Origin of the sequence: Marinobacterium sp. MBR-111, from assembly GCF_040547585.1 — a bacterium.
In the GTDB taxonomy this organism is placed as follows: domain Bacteria; phylum Pseudomonadota; class Gammaproteobacteria; order Pseudomonadales; family Balneatricaceae; genus Marinobacterium; species Marinobacterium iners.
On record NZ_JBEPQA010000025.1, the window covers coordinates 36,275 to 53,392 of the forward strand.

Here is a 17,118-nt window from a genome sequence, read left to right on the forward strand (position 1 = left end):
AGGGATAGTCCTGTCGTTTTTGAGGTCAGAACAACAAGAGGAAACGGAGAATGCCATGACCGAACATCACCATCAGTCAGACCCTGACCGCACCCGTCGTGGGCTTGCGCGCTGGATGCACCATTTGACCTGGGTGGCACTGCTGTTCCTGCTGACGCTGTTCTTCACGGACTTTGTTGAGGACAAGCGCAACCCCAATCGTAACTTGAACCTGGTCAGCCATGATGCGGGCGAGGTGGTGCTGCAGCGCAACCGAGGCGGCCACTATGTTGCGCCGGGGCGTATCAACGGTGAGCCGGTCACCTTCTTGCTGGATACCGGCGCGACCCAAGTCAGTGTGCCCGAGGCACTGGCGGACAAAATAGGACTGGAAAAGGGGCGTCGACAACAGACCATGACCGCCAATGGTGTGATCAGTGTACACACCACGCAGCTGGACTCGGTGCGGCTGGGCGGAATTGAGCTGAGGGATGTGACCGCCAGCATCAACCCCTATATGCCCGATGATACGGTGTTGCTGGGCATGAGCTTTATGCAGCATCTGGACATGGTGCAGCGAGGAAATGAGCTGACTCTAAGCCTGCCTAAATGATCGCGATAAGGCTTAGCTAAAAGGCTATTCCATATAATCCAAGGATAGAAACAGCCTTGCCTGGTGGTCGCTAACGGGTGGGGACCGGTGCACGATGCCATAACCTTCATTCCCGTGCCAGCCATCACCCTTGAGCAGTGCTACATCACCAGCGGTAAGTTGCAATACGCTTTCCGGTTCGTTCGCAGGAATGCGAGCAGTGTCGCCTTCAGGTTCAGGCAGGTATTGGGTACCGGTGCCTGAATAGCAGGTAACGAGTCTTACAGGAAGCCGGTCAACATGAAACTTCGGACACATGGCGGCTTTCAGCAATGTCATTCGCAAACCGATGTGTGAGGGGCCAAGCAGGCATTCATACATTTGTAGCAGCTCTATGATATCGGCAACAATAGACGCTTGGCCATCACCTGCAGGCAGTTGCGCCTGCAGCAGTTCAGATGCGTTTTTCTCCAAATCTTCATCACACTGAATCACTGTTCTTATATTCAAACTCGATTGCTGCGCGCAAAGCCTGCGTACATAGCGCTCAATGGAATCATCGAGACTTCGCTGCCAAACAGTCAGGTTGCACTCAGGAGCATAAATGTCCCCCATGATAACGGGGTGGTCGCTGACATGTGCTGCGGGTTTTGGTCTGTGGTGCAACATGGACTTGGTAGGCATATCGGCAAGGTTCATGTCAGGGTTGTCCGGTAAGTTTTTCAGAGTTGGATCAAGTTTTCGTGTTATAATATAACACTTGATTTTAGAGAGTGTCACTCTGTGTCATGCCGGTATGAAACTGGTTTTGCGCATGGTCCCTCATTGGTTGATATGTGGTCCTATGAGAAAGAGTTTTTTTGAAGAGCTGGAGCTCAGTCCCGAAGGTTATGCTGTTGATTTAGAGCCGTTTATGGAAAGTCTGAGCTGGAATGATCAGGGCCTGATACCCGTCATTACTCAGCAATATGATTCCGGTGAGGTGTTGATGATGGCGTGGATGAACCGTGAGTCGCTGGCGATGACCCTCAAGGAAAAGAGGGTTACCTATTGGTCACGTTCACGCCAACAGTTGTGGGAAAAAGGGAAAGTCAGTGGTAACACACAGCGGCTGATAGAGCTGCGAGCGGATTGTGATGGCGATACCCTGCTGTGCCTGGCGGACCAGCAGGGGCCAGCGTGCCACACAGGGCGTGCAAACTGCTTCTATTTCAGGTTTTGTCCGCAAGAGTCTCAGGTTGTAGTAAGCGCCGGAATCCCTGATCCAGAAGACGGTCATTCACAGGTATGACACCCTATCAAGCCACGCTGGAAATGTGGGCGATCACCATTTTGATGGACAGATGTTCAGGGCCAAGACAGGAAGTACTTGGGTGAGTGGTGTACAGGTGTACGATGTTCAAAAAGTACCGGGCTACCGGAAAGCAGCCCAGCAACTTTGGCTTGCAAGAAGCCTCTGATATCAGACGTTATCCAATCAAATAGATCACCAGCTGGCGTGGGCCATGGGCTCCCATCTGCAGTTTTTGCTCAATGTCGGCACTGCGAGAAGGGCCCGTGATCAGGTTGACTGTCCTGGGCAGGCGACCGCTGCAGAGGCTGCGCAATCGATCCCATCCATCCTCATAAACCCCTACGATATCCTTGCGCTGCAATACAACCAAGTGCGTATCCGGCAAGAAGTTGAGCGTGGTGGGGCTGTCCGGGCGGGAGTAGAGCATCAGGGTGCCGGTCTCGGCAATACCGACCAGGGCCAGTGTCAGGCTCGCCTCGTCTCCCACCTGTCCCACTCGCTGATGACAGCGGATACGCTCATGTACTGCGGCCCAGCCCAGAGCAGTGAGGGTCTCGTCGCTGGCCAGTATCAGTTCATGCTGGCCCTTTGCTTCCAGGGTGTCCGCCACCGCCTCTGGCAGTTGCTCGATATTTTCAAGTGTAACCACTTCGGCGGCTGCTTCCTGTGCCATGCGGATAAACAGCTCAACCTGTGCCTCAGGCGCCTGCTGGCCGCGGGCGGGGATCAGATTACGAGGGTGTTGCTGCAAGCGGTGCTGCACCGCTTCGCGCTGGGCATCCGTTGCTTCGCTGCGGCGCAGGCCATGGCGAATGTTAGCAAAAATCTCGGCACGGCTGCTCATGACTTGTTCTCCTGTTTCTGGCGCGCTTGCCACTGCTGCATGAAAGTCTTGCCGGTTGGGACCGGCATGTCGCGGTGGTCGGTCCAGCCGGAGGCCAGCGGCAGTTTGCTGATCCTGCCTTTTTGGCCGCCCAGCAAACGCATGAGCCGGGATGCACTGGACGAGAACAGTCGGTACAGCATCGGGCGGGTGGCGAGAAAGGCCCAGCTTCCCAGCCCCCAGCGGACAGCGCGAGGCGTCAGGTGCTGTTCAAACTCCTTCTCGCGCCAGTGGCGCATCAACTTGGGCAGCGGAATGCGCACAGGGCAGACCTCTTCGCATTTGCCGCAGGCCGTTGAGGCATTGGGCAACAGCGCCGACCGCTCGATGCCGATCATTTGCGGAGTCAGTACCGATCCCATGGGGCCGGGGTAAACCCAACCATAGCTGTGACCACCGACAGCGCCGTATACCGGGCAGTGGTTCATGCAGGCGGAGCAGCGAATGCAGCGCAGCATCTCCTGAAATTCGGTGCCAACCATGTCGCTGCGACCGTTGTCGACCAGCACGACATGGAAATTTTCCGGTCCGTCCTGGTCGTCCGGGCGGCGGTTGCCGGATGACAGCGTGTTATACACGGAAAATTCCTGCCCCGTGGCCGAGCGCGCCAACAGGCGCAGGAACAGCGTCATGTCCTCCAGCGTGGGTACAACCTTTTCAATTGATGACACCACGATATGAGTTTTGGGCAGGGTCTGGGTCAGGTCGCCATTGCCCTCGTTGGTGACAATAATGGTCGACCCGGTTTCGGCAACCAGAAAATTGGCACCGGTGATGCCCACATCCGCGGCCACGAATTGCTTGCGCAGCATTTCACGGGCCTCGGCCATCAGCGCGGCCGGATCGGTCAATTTCGGGCGCTTGTGGTGTTCATGGAAGGCTTCGGATACATCTTCCAGATTGAGGTGAATCGCCGGGGCGATGATATGGCTTGGGTGGTCACCGCGCAGTTGCAGGATATATTCCCCCAGGTCGGTTTCCACCGGGTGGATGCCGTTCTCCTCCAGATATTCGTTGAGGTTGATCTCCTCGGTCACCATCGACTTGCCCTTGGTGACGGTTTTGGCATTCTGCTCACGGCAAATCTGCAGGATGGTCTGGCGTGCATCATCAGCGGTGCGACACCAGTGTACCTGACCGCCGTTCTCGACTACGCGGGCCTCAAACGCTTCCAGGTACAGGTCCAGGTGTTCAAGGATATGGTTCTTCAGGTCGCGAGCTTCATCGCGCAGCCGATCGAACTCCGGCATGCGGGCGACAGCTGCGGCGCGCTTGCCGGGAAAACCGGCCTTCAGGTTGCCCAGCGCCTTTTGCAGGTTGACATCCTGTAGCGCGATGCGAGCACTTTGATTGAATTCGGGGCTTTTGATCTGCATGGGGGGGCTCCGCTTAAAGTGGCTGACCAAGGTCGTAATCGGCTTCGCCGATTGCCGGAGTTCCAGTCATGTCGGCGAGCAGCTCGACCACATGACGTACCTGTACTTCACGGCCTTCACGTTTGAGCTTGCCGGCCATGTTGAGCAGGCAGCCCAGGTCTCCACCCACCAGCGTGCTGGCGCCGCTGTCGGCAGCAAAGCCGGTCTTGTTGCTGACCATGCGGTTGGATATGTCGGGGTACTTGACACAAAAGGTGCCGCCAAAACCGCAGCAGGTCTCCGCTTCCTGCATCTCGGCCAGTTCAACTCCGTCGATTTCGCTGAGCAACTGGCGTGGCTGCTGCTTGATGCCAAGCTCTCGCAGCCCGGAGCAGGAGTCGTGATAGGTGATCTTGCCGTTGAACTCGCTCTGGATGCCGCTGAAATTCAATACGTCTACCAGAAAAGATGTGACCTCAAAGGCGCGAGCCTTGAGTGCTTCCGCACGTGCTTTCCAGGGATCGTCCTCGGTAAAGAGTTCAGGGTAGTGGTGCAGCATGCCGATGCAGGAGCCGGATGGACCCACCACATAGCGGTAGCCCTCCAGAGCTTCGATGGTCTGACGCGCGATGGTACGACTGTTGTGTTTGTCCCCGGAGTTGAATGCCGGTTGTCCACAGCAGGTCTGATTACGGGGTACTTCCACTTCGCAGCCAGCCTGTTCCAGCAGCTTGACGGTGGCAAAGGCTACCTCGGGGCGGAACATGTCGGCCAGGCAGGTAACAAACAGGCCGACCTTGATCGGCTTGGTTTGGGTGTCGGACATGGTGTCGGCAACCTCGGATTATTATCGGTGCGGTTTCATGGCGGTATGGCTATCAAGATAGGTGATCAGGGCCTAAGCGTGAATGCTATACTTCCAACTGGTCTTACCAAAATGATCACCGGGGGCGATGGTGACACTACAATATGAGCTGGAAAGCCTGTTGCTGGAAGGCGAATGGGTGCCGGGGCACCCGGTGCCTTCAGAGCGCAGATTAATGCAAATATATGGAGTTTCGCGGGGGACTGTTCGTGAAGCACTGGCTGGCATGAAAGCCAACGGGGTTATCGAAACCCGTCAGGGCGGGCGCAGCCACTGCATTAATCTGTTGGCACAACACCTTGAGCTGCCGCTGGAAGGGCGGGGGGACGATATTGATTTCCAGATGCAGGTGCTGGAAGCGCGCGCCGTGCTGGAGGCTGAAGCGGCCTGGTATGCGGCGCAGCGTGCCAGTGATGAGGAGCTGTTCGCTCTGGCGCAGGAGTATCAGCGGATGTGCGAGCGTAACCGCCGCCCAGTTGGCCGTGGTGACAGTACGCTGGAAAAAGCCAAGGCGGATTTGCAGTTTCACATGCTGATAGCCCAGTCCAGTCATCATCTGCTGGTGTGTTCCTTCAGTCAGCTGTTTTATCACCGTTACTTCAATGCGATCTACAGTGTGCTGTCACGCACATTGGGGCGTTTTGGCCGTTATCCCGATGGCATCGGCAGGCAGCACGAGAGCATCCACCGTGCACTGCAGGCTCGTGATGCCCCTGCGGCTCGTGAAGCGGCAAGCCAACATATCCTGTATACCCGTGACCTGCTGCAACGATGCCGCTGATTTTTGCGCTTTCGGATCGCGCTTTCCAGACTGGGCCGTTATAATCGCCGCTCGGACTGGCCGGCACCTCGTACCTGTCGCAACCATAAGTCCGCTTTCATTTACCGTGTATCAATCAGGATGTGGCCTTTCGTATGGGTACATCCGTCAATCAGGGAACAGAACATGCCTGTCATTACGCTTCCGGATGCGAGTACTCGCACCTTCAATGAGCCCGTTACCGTTCACGATGTGGCCGCCGATATCGGTACTGGCCTGGCCAAGGCTGCCCTCGCCGGCAAGATCAACGGTGAGCTGGTGGATACCAGCTATCTGATCGAAAACGATGTCAATCTGGCGATCGTCACCGCACGTGATGAAGAAGGGCTGGACGTGATTCGTCACTCCTGTGCGCATCTGATGGCGATGGCTGTACAGGATCTGTTCCCGGGTGCTCAGGTGACCATCGGTCCGGTGATCGACGATGGTTTCTATTACGATTTTGCCTATGAGCGCCCGTTCACGCCGGAAGATCTGGAAAAGATCGAGTCGCGCATGAATCAGCTGGCCAAGGAAAATCTGCCGGTCAGCCGCTCCGTGATGTCGCGCGATGAGGCGATCAAGCTGTTTGAACAGATGGGCGAGAAGTATAAGGTCGAGATTATCGATTCCATTCCGGGCGATCAGCCGCTCTCTTTCTACAAACAGGGCGACTTTATCGACCTGTGTCGAGGCCCGCATGTGCCTTCAACCGGCCATATCAAGGCATTCAAGGTGATGAAGGTGGCTGGTGCCTATTGGCGCGGTGATGCCAAGAATGAAATGCTACAGCGCATTTACGGTACCGCCTGGAGCGACAAGAAAGAGCTCAAGGCCTATCTGCATCGTCTTGAAGAGGCTGAAAAGCGTGACCACCGCAAGCTGGGCAAACAGCTGAACCTGTTTCACATGCAGGAAGAAGCACCGGGCATGGTGTTCTGGCATCCACATGGCTGGACGCTGTATCAGCAGATCGAGCAGTACATGCGTGCCAAGCAGCGCCGTCACGGTTACCAGGAGATCAAAACACCGCAGGTGGTGGAGCGTACTCTGTGGGAAAAGTCTGGCCACTGGGGCAAGTTTCAGGAGCAGATGTTCACTACGCACTCCGAGAGCCGTGATTTCGCCATCAAGCCGATGAACTGCCCATGCCACGTGCAGGTGTTCAACCAGGGGCTTCGTTCTTACCGCGACCTGCCGCTGCGTCTGGCCGAATTTGGCTCCTGTCACCGCAATGAACCCTCGGGCTCGTTGCATGGCATCATGCGTGTGCGCGGTTTCGTGCAGGATGATGCGCACATTTTCTGTGCCGAAAACTCGATCCAGACCGAAGTGGCAGACTTTATCGACTTCTTGCATGAGGTCTACGCTGACTTTGGCTTCAGTGACATTCTGTACAAGCTGTCCACCCGTCCGGAAGAACGCGTGGGTTCAGACGAAAGTTGGGACAAGGCGGAGAAGGCGCTGGCTGATGCATTGAACACAGCAGGACTCGACTGGGAGGAACTGCCGGGTGAGGGGGCTTTCTATGGCCCAAAAATAGAATTCTCCCTGCGTGACTGCCTTGGTCGTGTTTGGCAGTGCGGCACCATTCAGGTCGACTTCTCCATGCCGGGACGTCTTGGCGCCCAGTTTGTTAACGAGCATGGCGAGCGTGAAACACCGGTAATGTTGCATCGTGCCATTCTTGGATCGTTTGAACGCTTTATTGGTATTTTGATTGAGCATTATGCCGGCGCCTTGCCGTTGTGGCTGTCGCCGCTGCAGGCCGTCGTGATGAATATTACCGACAATCAAGCGGATTATTGCCGCGATCTTGCAGAAAAACTTGAAAAATCAGGCCTGCGAGCCACTGCGGACTTGAGAAACGAGAAGATCGGCTTTAAAATCCGCGAGCGTACTCTACAAAAAGTGCCCTACCTGTTGGTAGTAGGTGACAAAGAGGTCGAGTCCGGAACCGTTGCAGTGCGTACGCGCTCCGGTGAGGATTTGGGTACGATGACCGTCGATGCGCTGATTGAACAGCTGGTTCAGGAAACCGAGCGCAAAGGCCGTCAGGCAAAATAAAATCGTCAGGAGATATAGCTATCAGGCGTGATAACAGACGCGGGGGCCGTGCGCCTCTGCCGCCAATCAATGAAAATATCCGTGCCACCGAATGCCGTCTGATCGGCGCGGATGGAAACCAGATTGGTGTTGTTTCGATTCCAGAGGCTCTTGAGAAAGCTCAGGAAGCCGAACTTGACCTGGTTCAGATCTCGGAGTCTGATCCCATTGTCTGCAAGATCATGGACTATGGTAAGCATCAGTACGAGGCCAAGAAGAAAGCAAATGAGGCTAAGAAGAAACAGTCTCAAATGCAGGTCAAGGAAGTGAAATTCCGTCCGGGTACGGAAGAAGGGGATTATCAGGTAAAACTGCGCAACCTGATACGTTTCCTTGAAAGCGGAGACAAGGGCAAGGTTACCTTGCGCTTCCGTGGTCGTGAGATGGCTCACCAGGAACTGGGCATGCAGCTGATGGAGCGGATCGAAAAGGATCTGGCCGAAATCAGTACTGTTGAACAGCGTCCGAAGATGGAAGGCCGTCAAATGGTCATGGTGCTGGCTCCGAAAAAGAAATAGTCACCCGACTGCAGGACCCGCCTGCCTGAGATCTTCGGAAATCAGGTGACGGGTCCTGTTGTTTGTTCGGGTTGACTGACTAACAAACGAATGCGTGGAGAAAGTTAATGCCTAAGATCAAAACTGTCCGCGGTGCGGCAAAGCGTTTCAAGAAAACCGCTAACGGCGTGAAGCACAAGCAGGCCTTCAAAAGCCACATTCTGACCAAGAAAAGCACCAAGCGTAAGCGTCAGCTTCGCCCAATGCTGCAGGTTCATGCTGCTGACCAGGCTCTGGTTAAGCGTATGCTGCCTTACCTCTGAGTTTTTTCGGTCATTATTAGTTTTTATAGGAAGGAATTGCCATGCCTCGCGTAAAACGTGGTGTACAGGCTCGCGCCCGTCACAAAAAGATTCTGAAACAGGCCAAAGGTTACTACGGTGCCCGCAGCCGTGTGTTCCGTGTAGCCAAACAGGCTGTCATCAAAGCTGGTCAGTATGCGTACCGTGACCGTCGTCAGCGTAAGCGTCAGTTCCGCGCTCTGTGGATTGCACGTATCAACGCTGCTGCCCGTATCAACGGTCTGTCCTACAGCCGCTTTATTGCTGGTCTGAAAAAGGCCAACATCGAAATCGACCGTAAGGTTCTGGCTGACCTGGCTGTATACGAGCAGGGTGCCTTTACTGCGGTTGTCGAGAAAGCCAAAGCTGCACTGGCGTAACATACGCCCGCCTATTGGTAGGTAAATGATCGAATCGAATAGGGGAAGGGTGCAAGCTCTTCCCCTATTTTTGTCTGGAGCCGGAAATGGAAAATCTTGAGACCCTGTTGGCGCAAGGCAAACAGGCTGTTGCTGAAACTGATACGCTGGCTGCGCTGGACGAAATCCGGGTGCAGTATCTTGGCAAAAAAGGTGAGCTGACACAGCTGCTCAAAGGACTGGGCAAATTGTCGGCAGACGAACGTCCTGCTGCGGGCGCTCGCATCAATGAAGCCAAAGAAGCTTTACAGGCTGAGATTACCGCGCGTCGTGATGCACTGGAAAGTGCTGCGATGGAGGCAAAACTGGCGGCGGAAACCGTTGACGTGACCCTGCCCGGTCGCAGCCAGTCCGTCGGTGGTCTGCACCCCGTGACCCGCACCCTGGAGCGTATCGAGGCCTTTTTCGGCAGTATCGGTTACAGTGTTGCAGAAGGTCCTGAGATTGAAGACGACTATCATAACTTCGAGGCGCTGAATATTCCGGCTCACCATCCGGCGCGAGCGATGCATGATACCTTCTACTTCGATGCCCACACACTGCTGCGGACCCATACTTCGCCGGTGCAGGTGCGGACCATGGAAGCGCAACAGCCACCGATCCGCATCATCTGCCCCGGTCGCGTGTATCGCTGTGACTACGATCAGACCCACTCGCCCATGTTCCATCAGGTGGAAGGTCTGCTGGTTGACCGCAACATCACCTTCGCCGACCTCAAGGGCACGTTGGAGCAGTTCCTGCGTGAGTTCTTCGAAGAAGACGTGAAGGTCCGCTTCCGTCCGTCCTATTTTCCGTTCACAGAGCCTTCAATCGAAGTCGATATCGACCGTGGTGACGGCAAGTGGCTGGAAGTACTCGGCTGCGGCATGGTGCATCCGAAGGTATTTGAATACTCCGGCATCGACCCGGAAGAGTTTACCGGGTTTGCGTTCGGCATGGGCGTTGAGCGTCTGGCGATGCTCCGCTACGGCGTGGACGATCTGCGTCTGTTCTTTGAAAATGATCTGCGCTTCCTCGGCCAGTTCAAGTAAGACGTCAACGCACACCAACAGATTTTTCAGGAAAGCAGCATGAAATTCAGTGAACAGTGGTTGCGCGAGCTGGTTCAGCCGCAGATCGGAACACAGGAACTGGCGGATCAGCTGAGTCTGTCCGGCCTTGAAGTGGATGATATTGAAAGCGTTGCCGGTGATTTCAGCGGCGTCGTGGTTGGCGAAATCGTCAGTGCCGAACAGCACCCCAACGCCGACAAACTTCAGGTATGTCAGGTCAATGACGGCGAGCAGATCGTACAGGTGGTATGCGGAGCGCCGAACGCCCGTGCCGGCCTGAAAACCGCGTTTGCCCGTGTCGGAGCTGTTCTGCCGGGTGACTTCAAAATCAAGAAGGCTAAACTGCGTCAGGTCGAGTCCTTTGGCATGCTCTGTGCCGAAGACGAGCTGGGGCTGTCCGAAGACCATGGCGGCATAATGGAACTGGCGGAAGACGCATCGGTCGGTGAGGATATTCGCGACTTCCTGAACCTCAACGACAAAATCATCGATGTTGATCTGACGCCGAACCGGGGCGACTGCCTCAGCATTGCCGGTATGGCGCGGGAAGTTGGTGTACTGAACAAGGCGGCAGTGGCCTCTATTGAAGCAGCGCCAGTCGCACCGCAGAATGACGATCGCTTCGATGTTGAACTGGTGCATGCAGAGGGCTGTCCGCGCTATCTGGGTCGCGTCATTCGCAATATCAACCCGGGGGTTGTTACACCGCAGTGGATGCAGGAAAAACTGCGTCGTTCCGGTGTGCGCAGCATCGATCCGGTTGTGGATGTCACCAACTACGTGCTGCTGGAGCTTGGCCAGCCGATGCACGCCTTTGACCTGAGCAAGCTTGAAGGCGGCATTCGCGTGCGTTTGGCGGAGCAGGGCGAAAAGCTGCAGCTGCTGGATGGTCAGGAGGTCGAACTGAACGCCGACACTCTGGTGATCGCCGATACCAAGGGCCCGGTGGCCATGGCCGGTATCATGGGCGGCGAGCCGACATCGGTTACCGAGTCGACCCGCGACATCTTCCTGGAAAGCGCCTTTTTTGCGCCACTGGCCATTGCCGGCCGTGCCCGCAGCTACGGCCTGCATACGGATTCCTCGCATCGCTTCGAACGTGGTGTCGACTGGCAGCTTCAGCGCAAGGCGATCGAACGTGCCACCGCTCTCTTGCTGGACATCGTTGGCGGTGAGCCGGGTCCGGTGGTTGAGGCCGTATCCGAGGCTGACTTGCCCGAAGTACAGCAGGTCCTTCTGCGTCGCAGCAAGCTGGCGGCGTTGCTGGCACTGGAAATCCCGGACGCCGAAGTTGAAGAGATTCTGAACCGTCTGGGCATGCTGCTGGTTGAAGTGGACGATGGCTGGCAGGTAACGGTGCCGAGCTATCGCTTTGATCTCACCATCGAAGTCGATCTGATTGAAGAGATTGCACGGGTATACGGTTACAACAATCTGCCGGTCCACACGCCGACTGCACAGCTGCCGATCCCTCCGATCGCCGAGGCACGCCTGACGCTGCAGCAACTGCGCCGTCATCTGGTTGCGCGCGGCTATCAGGAGGCGATCACCTACAGTTTCATAGAAGCCGAGCTGCAAAAGGCCTTTGATGATCAGCATACGGCACTGGCGCTGGCCAACCCCATTTCGGCTGAAATGGCAGTGATGCGCACAACGCTGTGGCCGGGACTGGCCAAGGCGCTGCAGTACAACCAGCATCGCCAGCAAAGCCGCGTGCGCCTGTTTGAAACCGGTCAGCGCTTTGTGCCCAAGGAGGAAGGTTTGGTGCAGGAGAATGTCATTGCCGGTCTGATCGCGGGCAACCGTGATGCGGAAGGCTGGACAGCCGGGAAGGATAAGCTGGACTTCTTCGATGCCAAGGGGGATCTGGAATCCCTGCTGGCGCTGGGCGGTTGTGGCGATCAGTTCAGCTTTGTGGCGGATCGTCACATGGCACTGCATCCGGGTCAGGCTGCCCGCATTGAGCGAAATGGCGAGGCGGTGGGCTTCCTGGGAGCCCTGCATCCGTCACTGGTGAAGAAGCTGGACCTGAACGGCCCCGTCTATCTGTTTGAAGTCACGCTGGATGCGGTGACCGGTGGCAAGCTGCCCCGTTTCAGCTCGCTGTCAAAATTCCCCGAGTCGCGCCGCGATCTGGCACTGCTCGTGGACCAGTCGACCGCATTCGCTGATATCCGCAATACCGCTGCTGAAGCAGCTGGCGAGTTCATCAAGCAGGTGACACTGTTTGATGTCTACCAGGGCCAAGGCATTGAACCGGGACGAAAAAGTCTGGCGCTGGGCTTGACCTGGCAGCACCCATCGCGCACTCTTAATGACGAAGAGATCAACAGTGCGGTAAGTGCCGTTGTATCCGCACTCCGCGATCGTTGTGCTGCAACGTTACGAGAGTAAACACAGGGTGACCGACATGAGCTCGTTGACCAAAGCTGACATGGCCGAACGCCTCTATGAGGAATTAGGCCTGAACAAACGCGAAGCCAAGGATATGGTGGACTCGTTCTTCGATGAGATCCGTACCAGTCTGGCGCACAACGAGCAGGTAAAACTCTCCGGCTTCGGCAATTTTGATCTGCGTGACAAGCGTGAGCGCCCAGGTCGAAATCCGAAAACCGGGGAGGAAGTCCCCATCTCTGCCCGCCGGGTGGTCACATTCCGCCCGGGGCAGAAACTCAAGGAGCGCGTGGAGATCCATGCCGGAAACCAGCCAGACAGCGTCTGAACTGGGGCCCATCCCTTCCAAACGCTATTTCACCATCGGCGAAGCCGCTGAACTGTGTCAACTCAAGCCCCATGTACTGCGCTACTGGGAGCAGGAGTTCAAACAGGTACAGCCGGTCAAGCGCAACAACCGTCGCTATTACCAGCACAAGGACCTGTTGCTGCTGCGCCAGATCCGAAGTCTTCTGCACGAGCAGGGCTATACTATCGCCGGTGCGCGCCAATGGTTGGCCGGGGAAAGTGCCGGGGATGACGCCGCGCGTTACCGCCAGCTGCTGCGTCAGACGATTACCGAGCTGGAAGAGATACGCACACTGCTGAAGTCGGTTTGAGTGCGCGCCTCTGTCTCCACCTTCCTCTTTCGATGTATATCAACTCTGTTTCAGTCAGGCCGCCTGGAGGCTGACACCCCGGCCAGGGGGTGTCTTGTCAACGGCTGCCTTCAGAGACGTTCAAAGATAACCGCGATGCCCTGACCGCCACCAATACACATGGTGACCAGCGCATATTGTCCTTGAGTTCGCTGCAGTTCGTGCAGCGCCTTGGTGGCAATATAGGCACCTGAGCAGCCTACCGGATGACCCAGTGCAATGGCGCCACCGTTGGGGTTGGTCCTGGCAAGATCCAGTTCGAGCCCTTTGGCTACCGCCAGCGCTTGTGCAGCAAAGGCTTCGTTGGATTCAATGACGTCCATTTGGGCCAGACTCAAGCCGGCTTTCTTGAGTGCCAGGCGTGTAGCCGGGATGGGGCCTTCGCCCATGACTTCATTGGAAACGCCCGCAACCGCATAAGAGGCCAGCCTGGCCATCGGTTTGTGGCCATCCCGTGCAGCGGCCTGGGCAGACGCCAGCACCAGATAGGAGGCGCCGTCGTTGATGCCTGAGGCGTTACCAGCGGTCACTGTGCCATCCTTTTTAAACGCGGGTCGCATGGCGGCCAGCGTGTCGACGGTTGTGCCGGCTTTCACATGTTCATCGGTATCGACAATCAGCTCACCTTTGCGCGTTTTGATGCTGATCGGGACGATCTGATCCTTGAAATGACCCGCCTCAATCGCTGCAACGGCGCGACGGTGAGATTCAGCAGCGAATGCATCCTGCTCTTCCCGAGTAATCCCCCATTTCTCGGCCAGATTTTCTGCAGTGAGGCCCATGTGCCCGACTCCGAACGGGTCACTCAGGGTTGCGACCATCATGTCGATCATAGTGCTGTCACCCATGCGTGCACCACTGCGCAGGGCGGTCGACAGGTAGCCTGAGCGCGACATGACCTCGACGCCGCCGCCAATACCGTATTCGTAATCATCCAGCATGATGCCCTGAGCCGTGGTCACCACTGCCTGCAAACCGGAGCTGCAAAGGCGGTTTACCGACATCGCCACCGAGTCCATGGGCAGCCCCGCCTGAATGGAAGCCACACGTGCGACGTAGGCAAAGCGTGAGTCAGTCGGTATGCAATGGCCTGAGGTCACGTAGCGGATCAGTTCAGGGTCTACTCCTGAACGCTCAATGGACGACTTCATTACCTGTCCGGCCAGTTCAGAAGGCTCCAGCTGGCTCAGGCCACCACCGAAAGAGCCAATAGCCGAGCGCGCAGCGCTCAGCACGACAACGTCATTATTGTTCATACATGTCTCCATTGTTCTGATTGTTTTCTCAACGGTATATATTCCGAGGTTGGTTGTCTTGCCCTCAATCAGCGTAGACAAAAAACCATTGTGAAAGCTTTCTTTTTTCAAAACCTTAAGGTAATATTCGCGTCCTCTTCGGAACTGATCAGTCGGTTCCCGCCTAGTCGGGGCGTAGCGCAGTCTGGTAGCGCACTTGCATGGGGTGCAAGGGGTCGCAGGTTCAAATCCTGCCGTCCCGACCATTTATTTGCTTTATTTTCAATAGGTTAGCAGCATTCAGTGTGGGATTTGTCCCATCATTGTCCCACAGCCTTATATTTGCTAACCGTTCACGACCTCCGAATTATTAGTTTCGTTCATGTTATCACTGTCATTGAGTGCATCCAGCATCTTGCTTTGGCTGGTTGTCGTGACTCCGTTTATCCACTTAGAGTAGCGGGTTAGTGTCATCTGAGTTGTCGAATGCCCCATCTGCTTACTGACCCACATCACGTTTGCGCCTGCAATCAATGCCAGCGTGCAAAACGTGTGGCGCGTGTTGTAGGGAGGGCGGTGTCGAATCCCCAGTTTCCTCAAGGCCTTCTTGAAGAAAGTGCGTACTGCTTTGTTGGTCATGTAATGCTCACCGGTATTGGGGTTAATGAACACCTCCTTAGCCTGTAGTTCAGACCATCGCCTTTGGCGTTGAAGCGCCGCTCTGGCTCTGGCATTAAGCTCCACATCTCGAACTTCATAGGTCTTTGTCGGCTTCAAACCACCTCCAGACCGATCCCGGGCACGTTGTACTCTGACTGTAGACTGTTGCCAGTCAACATCGGACCACATTAGGCCTGAAAGCTCTGACGATCTCAGGCCGGTCCAAAAAGCAAACTCAATCAAATTTGCTTCGCATGGGTGGGCATTTTTGTCGAGCCAACCGGTGATCATATTGAGCTCTTGTAGGGTGAATGGATCCGGTTCTGGTTTGATATGCTTCTGGTTCTTCAAATACTCCGATGGATCTCGTTCGATCTGCATATCTTGTACTGCGAACTTGAAACACCCCCTCAGCGGAGTTAATGCGTTGTTTCGTGTTTTGGCTGAAGACCAGGGAATGCTGTTAACGACCTCGATTAAATCCGAAAACCGGATGTCGCGTATAAGCATACTGCCTAGTTCTGGGATCCAGTATTTTCGGAGGACCTTTTTGTACTCCATAATCGTAGAGTCAGCCAACATCAGGCTGTTCATATAGGTCTGTGCAACCTGTTCGAATGTACTGTCGGTTTTCTTCTCCTTCTGTGCGTGTTTACTATCAGGAAACCAGTTTGCAAATGTGAAGCTACCTAGCTCGATCTCTCTGAGAATCTCGGCACGCATCCGTGCTGCAGCTTTGATGTTTGCTTGTGTCGGCTTCATGCGGACCGTCTCCTCATACCGCTGCCCCTGGTACTGGAAGCGGATGAGGATTGACGTAGGCCTGATTTTCAGGCCTGTTTGCCGGATTGCACCCAATTTTCGTACTCCTCCAAATTGAAGTGCAGCCGGCCATCGGGCGACTTCACGTAGATTACCCCCTCTCGCCATACACCGTCACGGACTTTTGTCTCAATTGCTGCGATCGTGTAACCAGTAAGCTCTGCCAGCTTTTTCTTGGTCACAAAGCTGATTGGTTTTACCTTCATATGTGATGATCTCTACCCTGATCTCTGACTTTAAATTGATTCTTAACCTTTTCAGTGAAAGTCATCCGGATGACTGGATGTAGATACTATTTCAAGAGAGTCTGATGTAGAGCCGTGAAATTGCCGAAAAATCGCAATAATTAGAAGGTCAGTTATATTTTATGAGGTTATGGTTTTTTATTATTAACGATAAGCGTATGTGAGTTTGAAATTTAAATTTTCTATATTTTAAAAACCAAAAAATGGGCAGTAGTCTGGTCGTGAAATCCCTCACTTGCGGGAAGTGATTCCGCTGCTGTCCATATACCAGTTGAGCAGTCTAATTTCATGCAGCATAATTTACAGTGTGACTGATAACGTCATCAGCTATAACTTCGATGAGCTCTGGTGCAGCAGGGTAGCACTGCAGAGCATCAAGCCTCGTGAGTATCTCATCCTTTAATGGTCCCGGCCCTGAGTTCTCAAGATGTGATAGGTAATGATGGATGAAGTGCTCGAATGTCTGAGTTGGGTCCGGTATCTGGCAGAAATGTAAGTGCCTGAGATTGCCTCCGGATCCGGTTTGGATTGAAGTGTCGAGTATTCGACACCCGCTTGGCACTGGCGCAGGAATGAACGGCACCATGCTGAAGGTCAGTGCCTGAGATTGCCTCTGGCCCAGTGTGATTGAAGTGTCGATTCTTCGACACCCGCGTGGCACTGGCGCAGGAATGAACGGCACCGTACTGAATGACAGTGCCTGAGATTGCCTCTGGCCCAGTGTGATTGAAGTGTCGATTCTTCGACACCCGCTTGGCCTGGCGCAGGAATGAACGGCACCGTACTGAATGACAGTGCCTGAAACTGCCCCCGGATCGAGTTTGGACTGCAGTGTCGATTCTTCGACACGAGCTTGGCACTGGTGCAGGAAGGAACGGCACC

At 55.2% G+C, this 17,118-nt stretch carries 18 protein-coding genes and 1 tRNA gene; 12 read left to right on the forward strand and 7 right to left on the reverse strand.

Annotated elements, in window-relative coordinates; all coding sequences use genetic code 11:
- Positions 1 to 55 precede the first annotated feature (55 nt).
- Entirely contained in the window at positions 56 to 592 is a 537-nt protein-coding gene (locus tag ABIE61_RS15205; protein WP_354410994.1) for a retropepsin-like aspartic protease family protein, read from the forward strand.
- A 24-nt stretch (positions 593 to 616) separates the two neighbouring features.
- On the opposite strand, the gene ABIE61_RS15210 is transcribed toward ABIE61_RS15205, so the two are convergent.
- The gene (locus ABIE61_RS15210; protein WP_354410997.1) at positions 617 to 1,270 is read right to left on the reverse strand and encodes a DUF1826 domain-containing protein; all 654 of its coding nucleotides are present in this window, start codon (positions 1,268 to 1,270) and stop codon (positions 617 to 619) included.
- Positions 1,271 to 1,415: 145 nt separating this feature from the next.
- Between ABIE61_RS15210 and hisI the strand changes: the two genes are divergently transcribed.
- The gene (hisI, locus tag ABIE61_RS15215) at positions 1,416 to 1,862 is read left to right on the forward strand and encodes a phosphoribosyl-AMP cyclohydrolase (RefSeq protein WP_354411000.1); all 447 of its coding nucleotides are present in this window, start codon (positions 1,416 to 1,418) and stop codon (positions 1,860 to 1,862) included.
- A gap of 178 nt (positions 1,863 to 2,040) precedes the next feature.
- On the opposite strand, the gene ABIE61_RS15220 is transcribed toward hisI, so the two are convergent.
- Genes ABIE61_RS15220 through ABIE61_RS15230 form a run of 3 tightly spaced genes read right to left on the reverse strand, consistent with a single transcriptional unit; the run spans position 2,041 to position 4,929 of the window.
- A complete protein-coding gene (locus ABIE61_RS15220; RefSeq protein WP_354411002.1) occupies positions 2,041 to 2,709 on the reverse strand; it encodes a LutC/YkgG family protein in 669 nt (222 codons plus the stop codon).
- Complete coding sequence (locus ABIE61_RS15225) at positions 2,706 to 4,124, reverse strand: LutB/LldF family L-lactate oxidation iron-sulfur protein (protein WP_354411005.1); 1,419 nt, start codon at positions 4,122 to 4,124, stop codon at positions 2,706 to 2,708. Before ABIE61_RS15225 ends, ABIE61_RS15220 begins: the two co-directional genes overlap by 4 nt.
- A 13-nt stretch (positions 4,125 to 4,137) precedes the next feature.
- The gene (locus ABIE61_RS15230; protein ID WP_354411008.1) at positions 4,138 to 4,929 is read right to left on the reverse strand and encodes a (Fe-S)-binding protein; all 792 of its coding nucleotides are present in this window, start codon (positions 4,927 to 4,929) and stop codon (positions 4,138 to 4,140) included.
- 127 nt (positions 4,930 to 5,056) lie between these two features.
- On the opposite strand from ABIE61_RS15230, the gene ABIE61_RS15235 reads away from it, so the two are divergent.
- From ABIE61_RS15235 to ABIE61_RS15275, 9 genes are all read left to right on the forward strand, one after another.
- Positions 5,057 to 5,749: a FadR/GntR family transcriptional regulator gene (locus tag ABIE61_RS15235; RefSeq protein WP_254774936.1), complete on the forward strand. Its 693-nt coding sequence runs from the start codon at positions 5,057 to 5,059 to the stop codon at positions 5,747 to 5,749.
- A 165-nt stretch (positions 5,750 to 5,914) separates the two neighbouring features.
- Positions 5,915 to 7,834, forward strand: coding sequence for a threonine--tRNA ligase (gene thrS / locus ABIE61_RS15240; RefSeq protein WP_206839606.1), 1,920 nt, complete (start codon positions 5,915 to 5,917; stop codon positions 7,832 to 7,834).
- A 65-nt stretch (positions 7,835 to 7,899) separates the two neighbouring features.
- Positions 7,900 to 8,391, forward strand: a complete 492-nt coding sequence (gene infC / locus ABIE61_RS15245) for a translation initiation factor IF-3 (protein WP_502915062.1) — start codon at positions 7,900 to 7,902, stop codon at positions 8,389 to 8,391.
- Positions 8,392 to 8,498: 107 nt separating this feature from the next.
- Positions 8,499 to 8,693, forward strand: a complete 195-nt coding sequence (rpmI, locus tag ABIE61_RS15250; RefSeq protein WP_091821403.1) for a 50S ribosomal protein L35 — start codon at positions 8,499 to 8,501, stop codon at positions 8,691 to 8,693.
- Between the two features lie 41 nt (positions 8,694 to 8,734).
- Complete coding sequence (gene rplT, locus ABIE61_RS15255; RefSeq protein ID WP_091821399.1) at positions 8,735 to 9,091, forward strand: 50S ribosomal protein L20; 357 nt, start codon at positions 8,735 to 8,737, stop codon at positions 9,089 to 9,091.
- 86 nt (positions 9,092 to 9,177) lie between these two features.
- Entirely contained in the window at positions 9,178 to 10,161 is a 984-nt protein-coding gene (gene pheS, locus ABIE61_RS15260; RefSeq protein ID WP_091821395.1) for a phenylalanine--tRNA ligase subunit alpha, read from the forward strand.
- A gap of 39 nt (positions 10,162 to 10,200) precedes the next feature.
- Positions 10,201 to 12,576, forward strand: coding sequence for a phenylalanine--tRNA ligase subunit beta (gene pheT, locus ABIE61_RS15265; protein WP_354411013.1), 2,376 nt, complete (start codon positions 10,201 to 10,203; stop codon positions 12,574 to 12,576).
- Between the two features lie 16 nt (positions 12,577 to 12,592).
- A complete protein-coding gene (gene ihfA, locus ABIE61_RS15270; protein WP_091821389.1) occupies positions 12,593 to 12,904 on the forward strand; it encodes an integration host factor subunit alpha in 312 nt (103 codons plus the stop codon).
- Entirely contained in the window at positions 12,876 to 13,235 is a 360-nt protein-coding gene (locus ABIE61_RS15275; protein ID WP_354411016.1) for a MerR family transcriptional regulator, read from the forward strand. The genes ihfA and ABIE61_RS15275 overlap by 29 nt, the downstream gene beginning before the upstream one ends.
- A 110-nt stretch (positions 13,236 to 13,345) precedes the next feature.
- On the opposite strand, the gene ABIE61_RS15280 is transcribed toward ABIE61_RS15275, so the two are convergent.
- Positions 13,346 to 14,530, reverse strand: coding sequence for an acetyl-CoA C-acyltransferase family protein (locus ABIE61_RS15280; RefSeq protein ID WP_354411019.1), 1,185 nt, complete (start codon positions 14,528 to 14,530; stop codon positions 13,346 to 13,348).
- Between the two features lie 168 nt (positions 14,531 to 14,698).
- Here ABIE61_RS15280 and ABIE61_RS15285 point away from each other — a divergent pair.
- Positions 14,699 to 14,775, forward strand: a tRNA-Pro gene (locus tag ABIE61_RS15285).
- 79 nt (positions 14,776 to 14,854) lie between these two features.
- Here ABIE61_RS15285 and ABIE61_RS15290 read toward each other — a convergent pair.
- Together ABIE61_RS15290 and xisR are read right to left on the reverse strand one after the other, a co-directional pair.
- Entirely contained in the window at positions 14,855 to 16,027 is a 1,173-nt protein-coding gene (locus ABIE61_RS15290) for a tyrosine-type recombinase/integrase (RefSeq protein ID WP_354411022.1), read from the reverse strand.
- Positions 16,000 to 16,197, reverse strand: coding sequence for an excisionase family protein (xisR, locus tag ABIE61_RS15295; RefSeq protein ID WP_354411025.1), 198 nt, complete (start codon positions 16,195 to 16,197; stop codon positions 16,000 to 16,002). The genes ABIE61_RS15290 and xisR overlap by 28 nt, the downstream gene beginning before the upstream one ends.
- Positions 16,198 to 17,118 lie beyond the last annotated feature (921 nt).